The organism is Lysinibacillus sphaericus, from assembly GCF_002982115.1.
Lineage (GTDB): Bacteria > Bacillota > Bacilli > Bacillales_A > Planococcaceae > Lysinibacillus > Lysinibacillus sphaericus.
On record NZ_CP019980.1, the window covers coordinates 1,453,557 to 1,469,478 of the forward strand.

21 protein-coding genes and 1 other annotated feature are annotated in these 15,922 nt (G+C 39.5%); of the genes, 20 read left to right on the plus strand and 1 reads right to left on the minus strand.

The window, feature by feature from the left end; all coding sequences use genetic code 11:
- The first annotated feature begins 11 nt into the window (after nucleotides 1-11).
- The 17 genes from LS41612_RS07240 to LS41612_RS07320 all read left to right on the plus strand — a co-directional run bounded on the left by LS41612_RS07240 (nucleotide 12) and on the right by LS41612_RS07320 (nucleotide 12,441).
- Nucleotides 12-605, plus strand: a complete 594-nt coding sequence (locus LS41612_RS07240) for a Maf family protein (RefSeq protein WP_024363191.1) — start codon at nucleotides 12-14, stop codon at nucleotides 603-605.
- Between the two features lie 32 nt (nucleotides 606-637).
- Complete coding sequence (gene radC, locus LS41612_RS07245) at nucleotides 638-1,309, plus strand: RadC family protein (protein ID WP_029747282.1); 672 nt, start codon at nucleotides 638-640, stop codon at nucleotides 1,307-1,309.
- A gap of 688 nt (nucleotides 1,310-1,997) precedes the next feature.
- A complete protein-coding gene (locus tag LS41612_RS07250; RefSeq protein ID WP_024363189.1) occupies nucleotides 1,998-3,017 on the plus strand; it encodes a rod shape-determining protein in 1,020 nt (339 codons plus the stop codon).
- A gap of 13 nt (nucleotides 3,018-3,030) precedes the next feature.
- Entirely contained in the window at nucleotides 3,031-3,942 is a 912-nt protein-coding gene (mreC, locus tag LS41612_RS07255; protein WP_024363188.1) for a rod shape-determining protein MreC, read from the plus strand.
- Nucleotides 3,942-4,466 (plus strand): rod shape-determining protein MreD, encoded by a 525-nt coding sequence (gene mreD, locus LS41612_RS07260; protein WP_024363187.1) that lies wholly within the window; start codon nucleotides 3,942-3,944, stop codon nucleotides 4,464-4,466. The genes mreC and mreD overlap by 1 nt, the downstream gene beginning before the upstream one ends.
- Before the next feature lie 29 nt (nucleotides 4,467-4,495).
- On the plus strand, nucleotides 4,496-5,164 hold the full coding sequence (gene minC, locus LS41612_RS07265) for a septum site-determining protein MinC (RefSeq protein WP_024363186.1): 669 nt from the start codon (nucleotides 4,496-4,498) through the stop codon (nucleotides 5,162-5,164).
- A 1-nt stretch (nucleotide 5,165) separates the two neighbouring features.
- Nucleotides 5,166-5,963 (plus strand): septum site-determining protein MinD, encoded by a 798-nt coding sequence (gene minD / locus LS41612_RS07270; RefSeq protein ID WP_024363185.1) that lies wholly within the window; start codon nucleotides 5,166-5,168, stop codon nucleotides 5,961-5,963.
- Nucleotides 5,964-6,090: 127 nt separating this feature from the next.
- Nucleotides 6,091-6,645 (plus strand): M23 family metallopeptidase, encoded by a 555-nt coding sequence (locus LS41612_RS07275; RefSeq protein ID WP_024363184.1) that lies wholly within the window; start codon nucleotides 6,091-6,093, stop codon nucleotides 6,643-6,645.
- Nucleotides 6,635-7,246, plus strand: coding sequence for a site-2 protease family protein (locus tag LS41612_RS07280; RefSeq protein WP_024363183.1), 612 nt, complete (start codon nucleotides 6,635-6,637; stop codon nucleotides 7,244-7,246). Before LS41612_RS07275 ends, LS41612_RS07280 begins: the two co-directional genes overlap by 11 nt.
- A gap of 45 nt (nucleotides 7,247-7,291) precedes the next feature.
- Nucleotides 7,292-7,367 (plus strand) — a sequence feature (ribosomal protein L21 leader region).
- Nucleotides 7,368-7,381: 14 nt separating this feature from the next.
- A complete protein-coding gene (rplU, locus tag LS41612_RS07285; protein WP_010860053.1) occupies nucleotides 7,382-7,690 on the plus strand; it encodes a 50S ribosomal protein L21 in 309 nt (102 codons plus the stop codon).
- A 14-nt stretch (nucleotides 7,691-7,704) separates the two neighbouring features.
- Nucleotides 7,705-8,061, plus strand: a complete 357-nt coding sequence (locus tag LS41612_RS07290) for a ribosomal-processing cysteine protease Prp (protein WP_024363182.1) — start codon at nucleotides 7,705-7,707, stop codon at nucleotides 8,059-8,061.
- Nucleotides 8,058-8,357 carry a 50S ribosomal protein L27 gene (rpmA, locus tag LS41612_RS07295; protein WP_024363181.1) on the plus strand — a complete coding sequence of 100 codons (300 nt, stop codon included), beginning with the start codon at nucleotides 8,058-8,060 and terminating at the stop codon, nucleotides 8,355-8,357. The genes LS41612_RS07290 and rpmA overlap by 4 nt, the downstream gene beginning before the upstream one ends.
- 137 nt (nucleotides 8,358-8,494) lie before the next feature.
- Nucleotides 8,495-9,022 carry a Spo0B domain-containing protein gene (locus LS41612_RS07300; protein ID WP_024363180.1) on the plus strand — a complete coding sequence of 176 codons (528 nt, stop codon included), beginning with the start codon at nucleotides 8,495-8,497 and terminating at the stop codon, nucleotides 9,020-9,022.
- A gap of 5 nt (nucleotides 9,023-9,027) precedes the next feature.
- Nucleotides 9,028-10,317 carry a GTPase ObgE gene (obgE, locus tag LS41612_RS07305; RefSeq protein ID WP_024363179.1) on the plus strand — a complete coding sequence of 430 codons (1,290 nt, stop codon included), beginning with the start codon at nucleotides 9,028-9,030 and terminating at the stop codon, nucleotides 10,315-10,317.
- Between the two features lie 24 nt (nucleotides 10,318-10,341).
- Entirely contained in the window at nucleotides 10,342-10,797 is a 456-nt protein-coding gene (gene thrR, locus LS41612_RS07310) for a transcriptional regulator ThrR (RefSeq protein ID WP_024363178.1), read from the plus strand.
- A gap of 341 nt (nucleotides 10,798-11,138) precedes the next feature.
- Nucleotides 11,139-12,020, plus strand: a complete 882-nt coding sequence (gene pheA, locus LS41612_RS07315; RefSeq protein WP_024363177.1) for a prephenate dehydratase — start codon at nucleotides 11,139-11,141, stop codon at nucleotides 12,018-12,020.
- A 22-nt stretch (nucleotides 12,021-12,042) separates the two neighbouring features.
- The gene (locus LS41612_RS07320; protein WP_024363176.1) at nucleotides 12,043-12,441 is read left to right on the plus strand and encodes a thiol-disulfide oxidoreductase DCC family protein; all 399 of its coding nucleotides are present in this window, start codon (nucleotides 12,043-12,045) and stop codon (nucleotides 12,439-12,441) included.
- Nucleotides 12,442-12,589: 148 nt separating this feature from the next.
- Here the strand turns inward: LS41612_RS07320 and LS41612_RS07325 are convergent, their stop codons facing one another.
- Entirely contained in the window at nucleotides 12,590-13,123 is a 534-nt protein-coding gene (locus LS41612_RS07325) for a transcription repressor NadR (RefSeq protein WP_024363175.1), read from the minus strand.
- Nucleotides 13,124-13,266: 143 nt separating this feature from the next.
- On the opposite strand from LS41612_RS07325, the gene LS41612_RS07330 reads away from it, so the two are divergent.
- The 3 genes from LS41612_RS07330 (at nucleotide 13,267) to ruvA (ending at nucleotide 15,912) form a co-directional block, all read left to right on the plus strand.
- Complete coding sequence (locus LS41612_RS07330) at nucleotides 13,267-14,310, plus strand: LysM peptidoglycan-binding domain-containing protein (protein ID WP_024363174.1); 1,044 nt, start codon at nucleotides 13,267-13,269, stop codon at nucleotides 14,308-14,310.
- 34 nt (nucleotides 14,311-14,344) lie between these two features.
- The gene (locus LS41612_RS07335) at nucleotides 14,345-15,178 is read left to right on the plus strand and encodes a phosphotransferase (protein ID WP_051147745.1); all 834 of its coding nucleotides are present in this window, start codon (nucleotides 14,345-14,347) and stop codon (nucleotides 15,176-15,178) included.
- A gap of 113 nt (nucleotides 15,179-15,291) precedes the next feature.
- Entirely contained in the window at nucleotides 15,292-15,912 is a 621-nt protein-coding gene (gene ruvA / locus LS41612_RS07340; protein WP_024363172.1) for a Holliday junction branch migration protein RuvA, read from the plus strand.
- Nucleotides 15,913-15,922 lie beyond the last annotated feature (10 nt).

Consider the following 15,922-nt stretch of genomic DNA (forward strand, 5'->3'; position numbering starts at 1 on the left):
ATGGTGAAATCATGTTTGAAACAAATCATAAATTAGTACTTGCTTCTGCATCACCACGACGAAAGGAACTGCTTGCTATGTTGGACCTTCCGTTTGATATTGTAACAAGTGATGTAGAAGAGACAAGTGTAAAAGCAACAACTATGCAGGATTATGTAACAGGTGTGGCACTGCTAAAAACACGAGATGTAGCTAAGAAAGTGCCAGCAGCAACGATTATTGGCGCAGATACAATCGTCGTTTTTAACAATGCGTTACTGCATAAGCCAAAAACACGGGAGGAAGCTATTTCACACTTATCTCGTTTATCAGGCAAGCGTCATACGGTGATGACAGCAGTTGCCATCATTGAGCCGAATGGTATAGAAACAACATTTGTAGAAGAAACAGCAGTTGTATTCCATACTTTATCACAGGAGCTTATAGAAGTTTATGTAGCATCTGGAGACCCTTATGATAAGGCGGGCGGTTATGGTATTCAAACAGCGGGAACCCTTTTAGTTAAACGAATTGAAGGAGATTATAACAATGTTGTCGGCTTACCACTTGCAGCGTTGTTTGCGCAATTGATAGCGAAGCATATTATTCAATTTGCGAAGGAGTGAAGCTATTGCCAACAGATGTTTTACCAAAAACGATGATTCGTGACGTCAATATGGCAGATCGACCACGTGAAAGACTACTTCGTCAAGGTGCAATGAGCTTATCGAATCAGGAGCTATTAGCTATTTTATTAAGGACAGGTACGAAGGAAGAATCAGTTCTTGCACTTGCGAATCGTGTATTAAGTACATTTGAACGTTTACACCATTTAAAACATGCAACTATTGAAGAAATGATTGCCATTAAAGGGATAGGGGAGGTAAAGGCAATTCAAATTTTAGCTGCCATAGAGCTTGGCCGGCGCTTGTCTCAAAAGCAAAATGATGACAAGTTTACCGTTCGTTCTCCGCAAGATGCCGCAGCATACCTTATGCCAGATATGACCTCTCTAAGTCAAGAACATTTTGTCGTCCTTTTCCTTAATGTCAAAAATCAAATTATGCATAAGCAAACGATATTTATCGGGAGCCTAAACGCTTCTATTGTGCATCCGAGAGAAATCTTCCGTGAGGCTGTCAAGCGCTCTGCCGCTTCTATTATTTGTGCGCATAATCATCCAAGCGGTATACCTACCCCAAGTCCAGAAGATATTGAGGTAACGAAACGAATTCAGGAGGCTGGCTATATTATTGGCATTGAATTACTGGATCACATCATCATCGGCGACCATCAATTTATTAGCTTAAAAGAAAAAGGTTATTTTTAGTTTTAATAAAGTAAAGGCTTTCCTACATACGTTTGTGCATTGAAATGTTGTTGAATGAAGGAATGGGCATGTCAACTCCTACGCGAAGTGAAGGCAAGGGCGTTAACATTCTCCATAAGCGTGTGCAATAGGTAATGGGACAGGTACGAAGAGGAAGTGCAACGAACCTAAGAAAGCGCTTGGCACGGCTCGTTGCTTTTTCATTCAGATACATCATAATGCGCATTGAAGTTATTTGGACAAGCTTAAGCTCTGCATATATTTGCAGAGCTTTTTAGATTTCTGCAGAAGGTCTCAAAGTCTTTAAGTGGTTGTAAATACTTCCAAAGAAGATATCAGTTTTTAAAAGATAAAATTTTTATAGTATAATCTAGAAGTAGTATAGTTGTAGCAAATTTAAAAGTGGGTTAACTCAAAACGAACCTTTTTAATTGGATGACGTTATTGTATTCATAGAAATATCTAAAGCATTCACAAAAATTGGTAGCCTATAATGCGTTGTCTTACATGAAAAAAAATAATATGCTAATCTATACGTACTATTTTTAGTTTACGAGGGAATTAAAATAGTAAGTTTTCTGCAAGAAGCGGTATGTGGCACTACAAATTCTTGCATTTATCCGTTATAATGAACGGTATGATTTTATGTCAACGATAGTATGGCTTAAATAGAAAGGGAGTACACAATTTGTTTGGATTAGGTAGTAAAGATGTCGGGATTGACCTTGGCACAGCGAATACATTAGTTTTTATTAAAGGGAAGGGCATCGTTTTACGCGAACCTTCTGTAGTAGCAAAGAATACAAAAACAGGAGATATCGTTGCAGTTGGTAATGATGCAAAAAATATGATTGGCCGTACACCTGGATCTATCGTGGCGATTCGTCCGATGAAAGATGGCGTTATTGCTGATTTTGATATTACAACAGCGATGATTGAATATTACTTAAAAGAAGCTTGTAAAAATTCTGGCGGTAATTGGAAAAAACCGAATGTAATGATTTGTGTGCCATATGGTATTACATCGGTTGAGCAACGCGCAGTTATCGATGCCTCTCGCCAAGCAGGTGCAAAAGAAGCGTTTACAATTGAGGAGCCTTTTGCAGCAGCTATTGGAGCAAACTTACCTGTTTGGGATCCAACAGGGTCTATGGTAGTTGATATCGGTGGTGGTACAACAGAGGTAGCAGTTATTTCTTTAGGTGGTATCGTAACAAGTGAGTCTGTACGTGTCGGTGGGGATGCAATGGATCAAGCGATTATTTCATATATCCGTAAATCGTATAACTTAACGATTGGTGAGCGTACGGCTGAAGCAGTAAAAATGGAGATTGGTACAGCATTTGCTGAAGGTCCAGATGAAAAAATGGAGATTAGAGGTCGTGACCTATTAACGGGCTTACCAAAAACGATTGAAATTTCATCTAAGGAAATTTCAGAATCATTGCGTGAAGCGGTATCGTCAATTATTGACGGTGTACGAAAAACGTTGGAACAAACACCTCCAGAGCTTTCTGCTGACGTTATGGAGCGAGGTATCGTGTTAACAGGTGGTGGCGCGTTATTAACGAACTTAGACAAAGTTATTAGCCGTGAAACCAATATGCCTGTGTTTATTGCTGAAGATCCATTAGATTGTGTAGCTATTGGGACAGGTAAAGCATTAGATCATATTGATTTAATTCGTCAACAACAAGTAAAAGGGTAAGGAGGTTTAGGCAATGCCACAGTTTTTTTTCAATAAGAAAGTAATACTGCTACTTGTGGGCATGGTTTTTCTTGTGGCATTGATTAGCTTCTCATTACGAGATCGGACGAATGCAACTTTACCAGAGCAAATTATTAAAGATACAGTCGGCGTCGCACAATCTATTGTTGCGAAGCCGGCAAATTACATAACTGGTATTTTTAATAATATTGACTCCCTCTTAAACACGTACGAAGAAAATAAACGTTTAAAAGCACGCTTAGAAGATTTTGCAGCTGTACAAGCCGAAGCATTGGTTTTAAAATCTGAAAATGAAAAGCTAATGGAACTTTCTAAAGCGGAAAGTTTAAAAGCTTTTAATCCAATTCAAGCAACGGTTATTGCTAGAAATCCTGACCAATGGGAAGAAAAAATTATTTTAGATAAAGGTTCTTCTCATGGGGTAGAAAAAAATATGGCAGTTATGACAGCGAAAGGGCTAGTTGGTAAAATCACGCTAGTAACCCCTTTCACATCTGAAGTAGAGCTTTTATATACAAACAATCCTAACTACCGTGTTTCCGCGATGGTATTAGGAGAAAAAGAGGCATACGGTTTAATCGAGGGCTTTGATAAAGAACGAAATGAACTCATTATGAAGCGAATCGATTCTAGCTTAACGGTGAAAGAAGGAGAAAAAGTAGTTTCTTCTGGTCTTGGCGGTATTTTCCCTAAAGGTGTACCAATTGGAGAAATTACAGAAGTAAGTACAGATGATTTTGGCTTAACCAAAATGGCTTATGTAAAACCATCTGCTGATTTTTCAATTTTAGAAAATGTTGTGATAGCTAAACGAACATTGACAGTTATTGATGGTTCAGATGGTGACGCGACAAATGTAGATTTATCAAATCCACAAAAGGCTACTGTAGAGGGGGAAAAGTAATGGTTCGATTTCTCATTCCCTCTGTTGCAGTATTGCTATTTTTACTAGAACCAGAGTTTGCTATGCTTTCACCGATTGAAGTAAGTGGACATATCTATTATCTAGTACCCCGATTTTTAATTTTATACTTAATATTTATATCCATCTATTACAGCCGTCAACGTGCGGTAATGTATGGACTTTTTTTTGGTGTCTTGTATGATGTGTTTTACATTGATATTATTGGATTATATTCGGTACTCTATCCACTTATTTGTTTTTTAGCAGGGTCTATCGTGAAAATAATTCATCAGCACTTAGTTGTGACCACAACTATTTCAGTTGTTTTAGTAGCAATTTTAGAATTCGTACTCTATCAATTCTTCTATCTAATCGCTTTTACAACAATACCGTTAACGGAATTCTTACAATCACGACTACTACCAACAATCATTGCTAATACATTATTTTTAATGATTCTTGGTTGGGCCTTCAAGTATCTAATTAATGCGCGTGTCTTACAGAGAGCACGTGAAGTTTCTTAATAACAAGAGCAACGTGAGGTGAGGCATTCATGAAAAAACAATTAGTTAATATGAAGGGAACAAAGGACGGTTTTGTTCTTCGTTTAGACGATCAATGTTCGTATGCCGATTTAGTAGAAGAGCTAAAACGAAAAGTTTCAGAAGGCGGTATCGATGGCAAGGTAGATGTTCAATTACATTTAGGCTATCGATACTGTTCTGATGAACAAGTAAAAGAGCTAGTAAAAATTGTTCAAGAATCGGAACAGCTAATTGTAGCAAAAGTGCAAAGTGAAGTACTGACTGTCCATGAAAGCAACCAGAAAATGATTGAAAGCCAACAAGATACATATGTAGGAGTGGTCAGGTCGGGACAAATTCTACGTGCCTCGGGGGATTTAGTAATTGTGGGGAATGTGAATCCGAATGGACGTGTAGAAGCTGGTGGTAATGTATATGTCCTTGGTAGGCTCAAGGGAATTGTGCATGCAGGTGTACATGGCAACAAGGAAGCGATTATTGCGGCATCTCGTTTAGAAGCCACACATATAATGATTGCCGATCAAGTTGAGGCAATGTCAGATGAACATGTAAAAGCGATTAATCAAGCAGACATGGCTTGTGCATTTATCGGCTATGATGGGCGTATTACGTACGATCAAATTCATGCGTTAAAAAATATTCGACCATTGTTAAATGTGTCTAAGGGAGGAAGCTAGTGTGGGAGAAGCAATCGTCATAACCTCAGGTAAGGGCGGTGTCGGTAAAACGACAACAACGGCTAACCTCGGGACTGCATTGGCTCTACAAGGGAAAAAAGTATGTTTAGTAGATACAGATATTGGCTTGAGAAATTTAGATGTTATTCTAGGTCTCGAAAACCGTATTATTTATGATTTAGTTGATGTTGTTGAAGGACGTTGTAAAATCCATCAAGCGTTAATTAAAGATAAACGTGTAGATGATAAACTATTTTTATTACCTGCTGCTCAAACGACAGATAAGAATGCTGTCACACCTGAGCAAATGGAGAGCTTAATAGAGGAATTAAAAAGAGACTATGATTATGTTTTAATTGATTGTCCAGCTGGAATTGAGCAAGGCTATCGTAATGCAGTAGCTGGTGCAGACCATGCTATTGTCGTGACGACACCAGAAATTTCTGCTGTTCGTGATGCGGACCGAATTATCGGACTGCTTGAGCAGGAAGAAATTACTGCGCCGAAACTGATCATTAACCGTATTCGTCAGCATATGATGAAAAATGGCGATACGCTAGATGTCAATGAAATTACAACACACTTGTCAATTGACCTGTTGGGGATTATCGTTGATAGTGAAGGTGTTATCTCTTCCTCAAATAAAGGTGAGCCAATCGTAATGGATCCAGCGAATAAAGCATCTTTAGGGTACCGTAATATTGCGCGCCGTATTTTAGGTGAATCTGTGCCGCTCATGGCTATTGAGGATGAGCAAAGAGGCATGTTCTCAAAAATTAAAGCATTGTTTTCAAGATAATTTAAACCTTTTCGTGCGTATGCGCGGAAAGGTTTTTTATGTTCCGTTGAATTGTGTGAGTGACTGGCACGTTTTTTGTGCATGAATGGACATGCTGCCTCATATAGTGTGAAAAAAGGATGAGAGCTTGTTTAAAAAATGGAAATGGGTTGTTATGATCTTGCTTGTGGCTACAATCATACTAGTAATTCGATTAGAAGACCAAGGTGTAATAGCAACACCGGTGCGAAAGCTTGTAACAACATCGGCAGATATGACATATTTAAGCGAGCTCGGAAAAAGTTTGCTTAAAAAAGAGGATGAAACGATAATGGTTTCAAGTGATGTGGGACAAACTGAGCTATTAACATTCGCCAATGCGCAAGTTTTTAAAGAAGGTTTTTTGTTGCAATATGAAGTGGGTCTCCCTGTTTATGCGGGGCAAAGTGGACTCGTTGTTTTTACAGGTCATACAAAATATACAGGTAAAACGATGACGATTAGCTATGAGGATGGTACAACGGTCACTTATGGCATGCTTGATAGTTTAGCACAGCTTCCATATACGACTGTACAGGCAAATGATTTAATTGGCATGAAGCAGACTGGACAACTCTATATTTCGATTGAAAAGGAAAAAACTCATTATAATCTAGAACAAATTGTACAGTGGATTGAATCGACGGAGACCGATGAAAGTTAAATTGCACTTACTCTGTATCCCTCTGATCTTTTTCATGATTTTGAGTGGCCAAATTGCTTACTATGCAATTATTTTAACTTCGTTGCTCTGGCATGAAGCGGGCCATTTATTGGTCGCAATGCTTTGCGGTGTTAAGATAAAATCATGTGTTATTTCACCTTATGGAGGGGAAATTGAATTTGAAAATCCAGCAGCTGTGCAGACATCTTCACTACTTTGGATTGCACTAGGAGGACCAATCGCCACAATACTGGGGATTGGCCTTGCTTTTTTCATGCCAGAGTTAATTGCAACACGATTAATTAATGTACAATTGGTGTTGCTAGCAATCAATCTCTTACCAATCATTCCACTCGACGGTGGCAGAATAGTGTTAGCATGGTTATTTTTATTTTATCCAAGCGTGCGATTAGTTGAATATTATTATTCGCTTTCTCTTATTTTTGCCTCTATACTATTCATAATAACTTTAATAAATTTACCACAATCCATTTTTTTAGCTGTTCTTTGCCTATTTATATGGCTACAAGTACTAAAAGAATGGAAATATCGCAAGTATCGTGTAGCATTTGAGAAATATGTAATGAACAGGTTGACTTGATAGAATTCGTGTGGTAGTATTTTAATGTTATTGTTTGTAGCACCCGTGCTACTACAACCGCTCTGGGAAGGTTTAAGTATCTTTGGATCACCTTCATATACAGGCGAGTCTGAGTCTAAGAGGAGGTGCAGTAAAATGTACGCAATTATTGAAACTGGTGGTAAACAAATCAAAGTAGAAGCTGGTCAAGAAATCTATGTTGAGAAATTAGGCGTAGAAGCTGACGAGGTTGTAACTTTCGATAAAGTTCTATTCGTAGGTGGCGAAAACGTAAAAGTTGGAGCTCCATTCGTAGAAGGCGCTACAGTAACAGCTAAAGCTGTGAAAGAAGGCCGTCAAAAGAAAATCGTTGTTTTCAAATTGAAAGCTAAAAAGAACTACCGTCGTAAACAAGGTCACCGTCAACCTTATACAAAATTAGTTGTTGAATCAATCAATGCTTAATTGTGAGGTGTAACATGATAAAAGTTACGATACATCATGATGAAAATAGACATGTGTCTGCATTTGAATTTTCAGGACATGCTGAGTACGACGAATCAGGTAAAGATTTAGTATGTGCAGGTGCATCTACCATTGCGATTGGCACGGTAAATGCAATTTATGCGCTACTACAATTACAACCAGAAGTTGAACAAGCAGCTGAAGGTGGAGGCTACCTAAAGGTAGATCTACCAACAGATTTAGAGCCTGAAATTGATACAAAACTACAATTAATTGTCCAAGTAATGACTGCTCAAGTGTATTCTATGGTGCAAAATTACGGACAATATATCCAAATCAACTACAACCAAGTAGGAGGTGGAACAGAATGAAATTGTTATTAGCATTAGACCTTCAACTTTTCGCATCGAAAAAAGGGGTAGGTTCTACTAAAAACGGACGTGACTCTGAGTCTAAACGTCTTGGCGCTAAACGTGCTGATGGCCAATTCGTAACTGGTGGTTCTATTCTTTACCGTCAACGCGGTACAAAAATTTACCCAGGTACAAACGTAGGTCGTGGTGGTGATGATACACTATTTGCTAAAGTGGACGGCGTTGTTAAATTCGAACGCTTAGGTCGCGATCGCAAACAAGTATCAGTATACCCAGCTACACAAGAAGCTTAATTTTAATAAAGTAGACATAAAGCGGAGGACTGCATTTATTGCAGTCCTTTTTTTGGCTAAATTTCAATGAAGAATTAAGGGAAAAATACATCAAAACTTGTTATACTAGTTAAGATAACTTTATTGGAGTGAATGGGATGAACAATCAATCACTAACCATTAGTGAGGTACTACGTTTTGCAAATCATGATTATGTGAATCAACTTCAACTGATTCGCATGAATTTAGATTTAGGTAGAATTGATGAATCGAAAGAACTTATTCAACATTATTCGGAACAGCTACGAGTATTGTCTATCATGAATCGTCTACAATTACCACAAACAATGGAGTGGCTACAAACAGCAGGATGGCGCTATCCGGCGTTACCGCTGGAGCTTAATGGTGAGATCAAAAAACCAGTCACAAATAATATTGACAAGGATGTTGTAGAGTACTTAAACAAAACAGTTATGCATGTTTATGATACATTAGATCCATTTACGGAGCAGAGATTAGCGATTGATGTACGTGTTGACGATCATACATTTGTTTTGGCATTTACGCTAAATGGACTGTGGAGTGCAGACGCATTCACCGAAAAAGGTTTGAAACAATTCGACATTCAAACAATTGTGCAGACAAATACGTGCTGGCAATATGTGTTGAGTGCAAATAGGGAGTGAATTAAATGTTTGTCGATCACGTAAAGATATATGTAAAAGGTGGCGATGGCGGTGATGGAATGGTTGCCTTCCGCCGTGAAAAATATGTACCAAATGGTGGTCCAGCTGGAGGCGATGGTGGTCACGGAGGAAACGTAGTATTTGAAGTAGAAGAAGGTCTACGTACGTTAATGGATTTCCGTTATAAACGTCATTTCAAAGCTGATCGTGGAGAGCACGGGATGAGTAAAGGGATGCACGGAAAACGCGCTGAAGATTTAATTGTTAAGGTGCCACCAGGTACCGTTGTAATGAATGAAGAAACTGGGGCTGTTATCGCGGATTTAGTTGAGCATGGTCAACAAGCCATTATAGCAAAAGCAGGTCGTGGTGGACGTGGGAATTCTCGCTTTGCAACACCGGCGAACCCTGCTCCTGAACTTTCTGAAAAAGGTGAGCCAGGACAAGAATTAAATGTTATATTAGAGTTAAAAGTGCTAGCAGATGTTGGGTTAGTAGGTTTCCCAAGTGTTGGTAAATCAACACTATTATCAGTTGTGTCTGCTGCAAAACCAAAAATTGGTGCTTATCATTTTACAACAATCGTACCGAATTTAGGGATGATTGAAACAGAAGATCACCGAAGCTTTGCCATGGCAGATTTACCTGGGCTTATTGAAGGAGCGCATGAAGGGGTAGGATTAGGGCATCAATTTTTACGTCATATTGAGCGTACACGTGTCATTGTGCATGTAATCGATATGTCAGGTATGGAAGGTCGTGACCCTTACGAAGATTATTTAACAATTAACGAGGAGTTAAAACAATATAACCTTCGTTTAACGGAGCGTCCTCAAATTATTGTAGCAAATAAAATGGATATGCCAGAAGCAGAAGAAAACTTAGTGGAATTCCGCAAAAAGGTGGGCGAAGATGTGCAAATCTTCCCAATCTCAGCGATTTCACGCCAAGGCTTAAAAGAATTGTTATTTGCAATTGCCGATTTACTTGAAGTAACGCCTGAGTTCCCTCTATTTGATGAATTAGAGGAACAATCGGACGCAACAGTAATGTACAAGCATGAATCACAAGGTGAAGATTTCGAGATTACACGTGATGATGACGGCACATTTATCATTAGTGGTTACTCGATTGAACGTTTATTTAAAATGACTGACTTTAGTCGTGAAGATGGTATTCGCCGTTTTGCTCGCCAATTACGAGGTATGGGTGTGGATGAGGCATTGCGTGAACGTGGTGCACAAAATGGTGATACAGTTCGTCTGCAAGAGTTTGAGTTTGAATTTGTAGATTAAGACAGGTGTTTTAGGGGGAAGCGTATGAAGAATGTTGCGAATCAGCGATATTATTTAGTTCGTGAAGATGTATTAACGGATGCTATGCAAAAAACGTTGGAGGCGAAGCACTTACTTTCGAGTGGTTCAGTATCCTCCATTTGGGATGCGGTCAAGCAAGTGGATTTATCGCGCAGTGCGTTTTACAAATATCGTGATGCTGTATTTCCTTTTCACTCCATTGTACAGGAGCGCATTTTAACAGTCTTTTTACAGCTTCAAGACCGAAAAGGAACATTGGCAAAGCTATTAGAAACTGTGACAAATTCGCATTGTAATGTACTGACAATTCATCAAACAATTCCAATTCAAGGACGTGCAAATGTTACATTATCATTGGATGTGACGAGCATGACTTCTGAACTTGATGACTTAATACAGCAGTTAAAAAGGTTAGATTTTGTAGAGTCAGCTGAGGTCATTAGTTCTGGTGCGTTGTAAAGGGGCAGTTTGTAAAGCCCCTTTGTCTTTTAGTAGTTCATGCTGGTAGATGTTGATACAAAATTTCGCTTCCTTTCCGCATGCGATGAGCAAGCCTCGCCGAAGTAAAAACCTCAGTGGGGTTTCGCTTAACTCGCTATCCTGCAGAAATACTGCGGAATTTGTAAAAGCTGCTATAGAAATGTACAATTCCATTTCAAACAGCTAGCAAAAGCAGTACGTATTTTCACAATACTTTTTAGAGAAGGCTGTTTTACATAGCCTCTTCTTTTTTAGCAAGAGTTTTCCAAACATTATAAATGTTTAATATACTACGCATTGTAGCGGAGGAGGTCATTTTGATGACAGAGCAACAGTGGGAAAAGCGTATTGCATATTTAGGACCAGAAGCTTCATTTACATATTTAGCAACAAAATCTATTTTTCCAACTGACTGGCTTGTCCCATGTGCAACAATTCCAGAATGCATTGAGGCAGTGGCAGAGGGGAAAGTTGATTTAGCAGTTGTACCATTAGAAAATGCACTAGAGGGCTCAGTTCCGCTGACGCTGGATTATTTATTCCACGAGGCAACGCTTTATGTAACAGGTGAACTACAGCTGAAAATTCAACAACATTTAATGGTCAATGAAGCGCAGAAGAACAATTGGGAATCGATTGAAGGTGTTTATTCGCATCCGCATGCATTAGCTCAATGCCACAAATATTTATTTTATCGTTTTAGTGATGTGCCGTTACATCAAACAACATCAACAGCAGCCGCTGCAAAATTTGTATCCGAAAATCCTGATAAATGTATTGCTGCAGTTGGTAATGCAGCAGCCGCAGCAAAATACGGTTTAACTATCGTGCAAGACAATATTCATGACTTTCATTTTAATCATACTCGTTTCTTTGTATTATCAAAGCAAAATAAGCGGTTACCACAGGAATTATCAGAAGGGCAAGCAAAGACAACTTTCATGATTACATTACCGACAGATCGATCAGGGGCTTTGCACCAAGTTTTATCGGTATTTGCATGGCGACAATTAAATTTAAGTAAAATTGAATCACGCCCATTAAAAACAGGTCTTGGAGATTATTTCTTCATGATTGATGTTTTAGCAGATGAAAAAGACCCGATGATGCGTGGAGCTATGGAGGAACTGGCGGCGCTTGGTTGCAAGGTGAAGTCACTTGGTACATACTTTACGTATTTAACAAAGTCTGACGAAGAATAACAGCAACTTAGGGGTGATTGATGTGGGTGGCATTATATTATTTGATGGCATTTGTAATTTTTGTAATAGTAGTGTGCAATTTATTATTAAACGTGACCGAGCGGCGTTTTTTAAATTTGCTTCGATTCAAAGTGAAGTTGGTCAAGCACTTCTTGAACAATACAAGGTACCAGCAAATATAAATAGTGTGATTTACATTGAGCAAGGAAAAGTATACGTTGAATCGACGGCAGCACTTAACATTACTAGACACTTAGATGGCTTATGGCCTGTGTTTTATGTGTTGATTGCTATACCACCTTGTATACGAAACACTGCCTATCAACTTTTTGCTAAAAATCGCTATCGTCTTTTTGGCCAAAAGCAAGCTTGTTTATTACCTTCACCATCACAACGCGAGCGTTTTCTGGAACAACGATAATCAGCACAAAAAATCCACTGCGAATTCTACAGGAACGTAAGTCGCTACAAGCTATGTGCTAGCTGGCTGCTTACGTTGTGCTGTATGGAAATCGGAGTGGATTTTTGCGTTTAAATTTTCAGAATTGTTTGCGTGTCTGGCACGCCAATTATTGATCTGTGATTAGATAGCCTTTTTTTTGTAGGGACTGCTCTATTAAGTCTAAAATTTCCATGGATGGAGCGGAAATAACATGAAGGTGTGTGCCGCCTGTAAGTGCAGATAAGTAATTGGCTTGTGTGTCGTCTACACGTTGTACAAATTTATCGACATCATGACGGTTGGAGACCATTAAAGAAGCGGTAATTTCTCCGTAGATGGGGTGCTCAACAATCACATTTTTAACCGTACCACCGCAGTCCACGATAGTTAACAATTCGTCTTTGGCGTCTTCAGGTGTGTGAAAACAAGGGATCGTGCGTTCAACAGTTTGATTGAGTTGCTCTTGGTGCATATAAATATAGCCTTGGCTTGTTGCAATGATTGGTTCGTTTCTAGCCTTTAATAATGTCATATCATTCACAATAACTTGTCTAGAAACATTTGCAAATTTAGCGAAGTCTGTCCCAGTAATAGGTGTGTTGCTTTTTTTTAGCAGTTCTAGAAGTTGCAGTCGGCGTTCCTCGCCTAACATTTTTTTCATAAAAGATCACCTCTGCCGTGTAATAAAGGAAGTAGTATTCCTTATGCATTAGTGTACCATGAAGCATTTCCACCATGCGTGAATTTTTTGTATCCAAATGAAACATTGAACATATGATACGTAGAGAGGAAGGGAGGAAAAAATTGCGTATTCATATTGTTCAAAAGGGAGATACATTGTGGAAGATTGCGAAGGAGTACGGTATTTCATTTGAGGATTTAAAACGACTCAATGCCCATCTTGCCAACCCTGATTATATTGTTCCGGGCATGGAAATTATTTTGCCTGAAAAAATAAATAAGGAAACTCATAAAGAAACACATAAGGAAACACAAGTCCATAAAGAGATGCCTACTACTCAAACAAGGCCAAGTAAGGAAAGTGTAAAAAAAGAGGTGCAAAAGCCGATGCCGGCACCACCTCCGATTGTGGTTCAACCACCAGCACCGATGCCGATGCCAGAGCCGCAAATGATACCAATACCATTCCCGATGCCGATGCCAATGCCGATGCCGCAACCACAGCAACCGATGTGGGTGCCACAGCCAGTAGAACTTAGCTGGAATCAACAATTAGTAATGCCGCAGCAACCGGCACCTATACCAGCACCACCAGTAGCACAACCAGCACCGCCACCACCACCACCGCCGCCACCACCAGCACCAGCACCAGCGCCACCAGTTCAACATGTACCGCATATGCCGATGGTGCCTCATTGTTCTAGTTGCCATCAGCCAGTGCATCATCAAATGTGGTGGCATATGCCAATGCAACCACAAATAGAGGCTTACACAATGCCGCAGCAACCGATGCCATGTGTAATGCCTCAACAGCAACCGATGCCATGTGCAATGCCTCAACAACAACCGATGCATTGTGCAATGCCAGCTAATGCGGTTGGAGGAGAAAATTTCCTAGAATCGAGCACATCACCATTCTTTAATCCGAATGCCGGACAAATGCAACCTCAATTTGAGCAAATGCCAATGATGCCAATGATGCCAATGAATCAATCTTGTGGATGCGGCGCACAGCACGGAATGGGGCAATCTTGTGGATGTGGCTCTCAGCCGGTAATGATGCCGAATTGGCAATTTGACCCATGCCATTGTCCGCCACCATGTTCAGCTGGACCATGGATGTCACCGCACTTTTTCCCAGGCGGGATGACGCCTTATCGATGGTAAAAAAGCCTATATTGTCGAGGAAGTAAAGCCTAATATTTGGAAGTATAAATATCAATCTAAACATTATTTTGTAAAACGAGCAAAGCAGTTACAAATAGCGGATAAAGTGAGGGCAATTCATCGCCATTTGGGACGACTAGAACCCTCACTCGTCCTGCCGTTAGTAAAAAGTGATGATGATCAACTCATTGTTCAAATGTGGCAAGAGGGAAGTCATAGTGCGAATTTTGCTTATAAAAAAGATAGGGAACAATCTTTAAAGCTATTAATCGATTTGCATGACACGAACCAAAAAATTGCGTGGCAACGAGTACCAGGTTTGCATACCTTTTCTCAGCTTTTAAAATGGCAGATGCGTCATATGCGTTTTAAAAGTAGGCGAAATGACTTGCGAGCATTTTTAACGAGAGAAGAAGTGGAGCAAATTATTCATTTTAGCGAAAAGGCTTTGCAGTTAATGGAACTAGAAGATGTGCCGGAAAAAGACATCACGCTATTGCATGGTGATGTTGTGCACCATAACTTTTTATGGTGTACAGATGGTGAATTACGTTTAATCGATTTTGACTTAGCCCATCTCGGAGAAGCGGATGATGAGTATATATTATGGCTGCATCGCGTGTTGCCCGCAGTAGATTATGATCTTGCTAGTATTTTAAGAGAATTGCCAGCGCTTGAACGGTTAGATAAAAGGAAGTTCCATCGTTTAAAGTTTCCAAATGAGCTGTTGCGAGAATGGTTATTTGCTATAGATTTACCTTTAGAACAACAGCTAGTATTTTTAGATTATTTGATACCATTTACTAAGCGAGCGCTAACATACTGGCCGAAACTGTGGTACGATATTGATAGAGTGATGAAGAGATGACCGTCCCCGAGGCGGTCATTTTTGCATGGAATCGGCACTATTGCTATTGCATATAGTCGAGCATTCGTTCGCTATATGCTATAATCGAAGACGATGAATGTGAGGGATATACTATGTATGATTATTTAAAAGGTCAAGTAGTGCGTATTACGCCAGAATATGTCGTGCTTGAGCAACAAGGGATAGGTTGGCAATTGAATACACCGAACCCATTTGTATTTCGTGCGTCGGCAGCTGAACAACAAATTTACGTACACTTGCATGTTCGGGAAGATGCACAAGTGCTGTATGGTTTTCCGAATTTAGACCAACGAGAGTTATTCCGAAAATTAATTTTAGTGTCAGGCATTGGACCTAAAGGTGCACTAGCAATCTTAGCGACCGGTAACCCGCAACAAGTTATCGGTGCCATTGAACGAGAAGATGAAACGTTTTTAGTGAAATTTCCAGGTGTTGGCAAAAAGACGGCGCGTCAAATGATTCTAGATTTAAAAGGTAAACTTGGATCTTTACTAGACACAATGGAACTACCTAGTTCGGAAGATGAGCTGCCTTTATTCGGCGTTAATCCATATAAACATGAACTAGAAGAAGCCATTCTAGCATTAATGGCTCTCGGATACTCGGAAAAAGAACTCGATAAAATCCGACCACAACTAGAAGATAATGACAAGCTGGAAACAACAGATGCGTATATGAAGCAAGCATTGCAGTTGTTATTAAAGCTGAAATAATAGAAGGGAG

Bases quoted from the DNA above. Each gene is read 5' to 3' on its own strand.
- obgE (WP_024363179.1), top strand. From the start codon at position 9,028: ATGTTTGTCGATCACGTAAAGATATATGTAAAAGGTGGCGATGGCGGT.
- ruvA (WP_024363172.1), top strand. From the start codon at position 15,292: ATGTATGATTATTTAAAAGGTCAAGTAGTGCGTATTACGCCAGAATAT.
- LS41612_RS07280 (WP_024363183.1), top strand. From the start codon at position 6,635: ATGAAAGTTAAATTGCACTTACTCTGTATCCCTCTGATCTTTTTCATG.
- LS41612_RS07325 (WP_024363175.1), bottom strand. From the start codon at position 13,123: ATGAAAAAAATGTTAGGCGAGGAACGCCGACTGCAACTTCTAGAACTG.
- minC (WP_024363186.1), top strand. From the start codon at position 4,496: ATGAAAAAACAATTAGTTAATATGAAGGGAACAAAGGACGGTTTTGTT.
- pheA (WP_024363177.1), top strand. From the start codon at position 11,139: ATGACAGAGCAACAGTGGGAAAAGCGTATTGCATATTTAGGACCAGAA.
- thrR (WP_024363178.1), top strand. From the start codon at position 10,342: ATGAAGAATGTTGCGAATCAGCGATATTATTTAGTTCGTGAAGATGTA.
- radC (WP_029747282.1), top strand. From the start codon at position 638: ATGATTCGTGACGTCAATATGGCAGATCGACCACGTGAAAGACTACTT.
- rpmA (WP_024363181.1), top strand. From the start codon at position 8,058: ATGAAATTGTTATTAGCATTAGACCTTCAACTTTTCGCATCGAAAAAA.
- rplU (WP_010860053.1), top strand. From the start codon at position 7,382: ATGTACGCAATTATTGAAACTGGTGGTAAACAAATCAAAGTAGAAGCT.
- mreC (WP_024363188.1), top strand. From the start codon at position 3,031: ATGCCACAGTTTTTTTTCAATAAGAAAGTAATACTGCTACTTGTGGGC.
- mreD (WP_024363187.1), top strand. From the start codon at position 3,942: ATGGTTCGATTTCTCATTCCCTCTGTTGCAGTATTGCTATTTTTACTA.
- LS41612_RS07240 (WP_024363191.1), top strand. From the start codon at position 12: ATGTTTGAAACAAATCATAAATTAGTACTTGCTTCTGCATCACCACGA.
- LS41612_RS07300 (WP_024363180.1), top strand. From the start codon at position 8,495: ATGAACAATCAATCACTAACCATTAGTGAGGTACTACGTTTTGCAAAT.
- LS41612_RS07290 (WP_024363182.1), top strand. From the start codon at position 7,705: ATGATAAAAGTTACGATACATCATGATGAAAATAGACATGTGTCTGCA.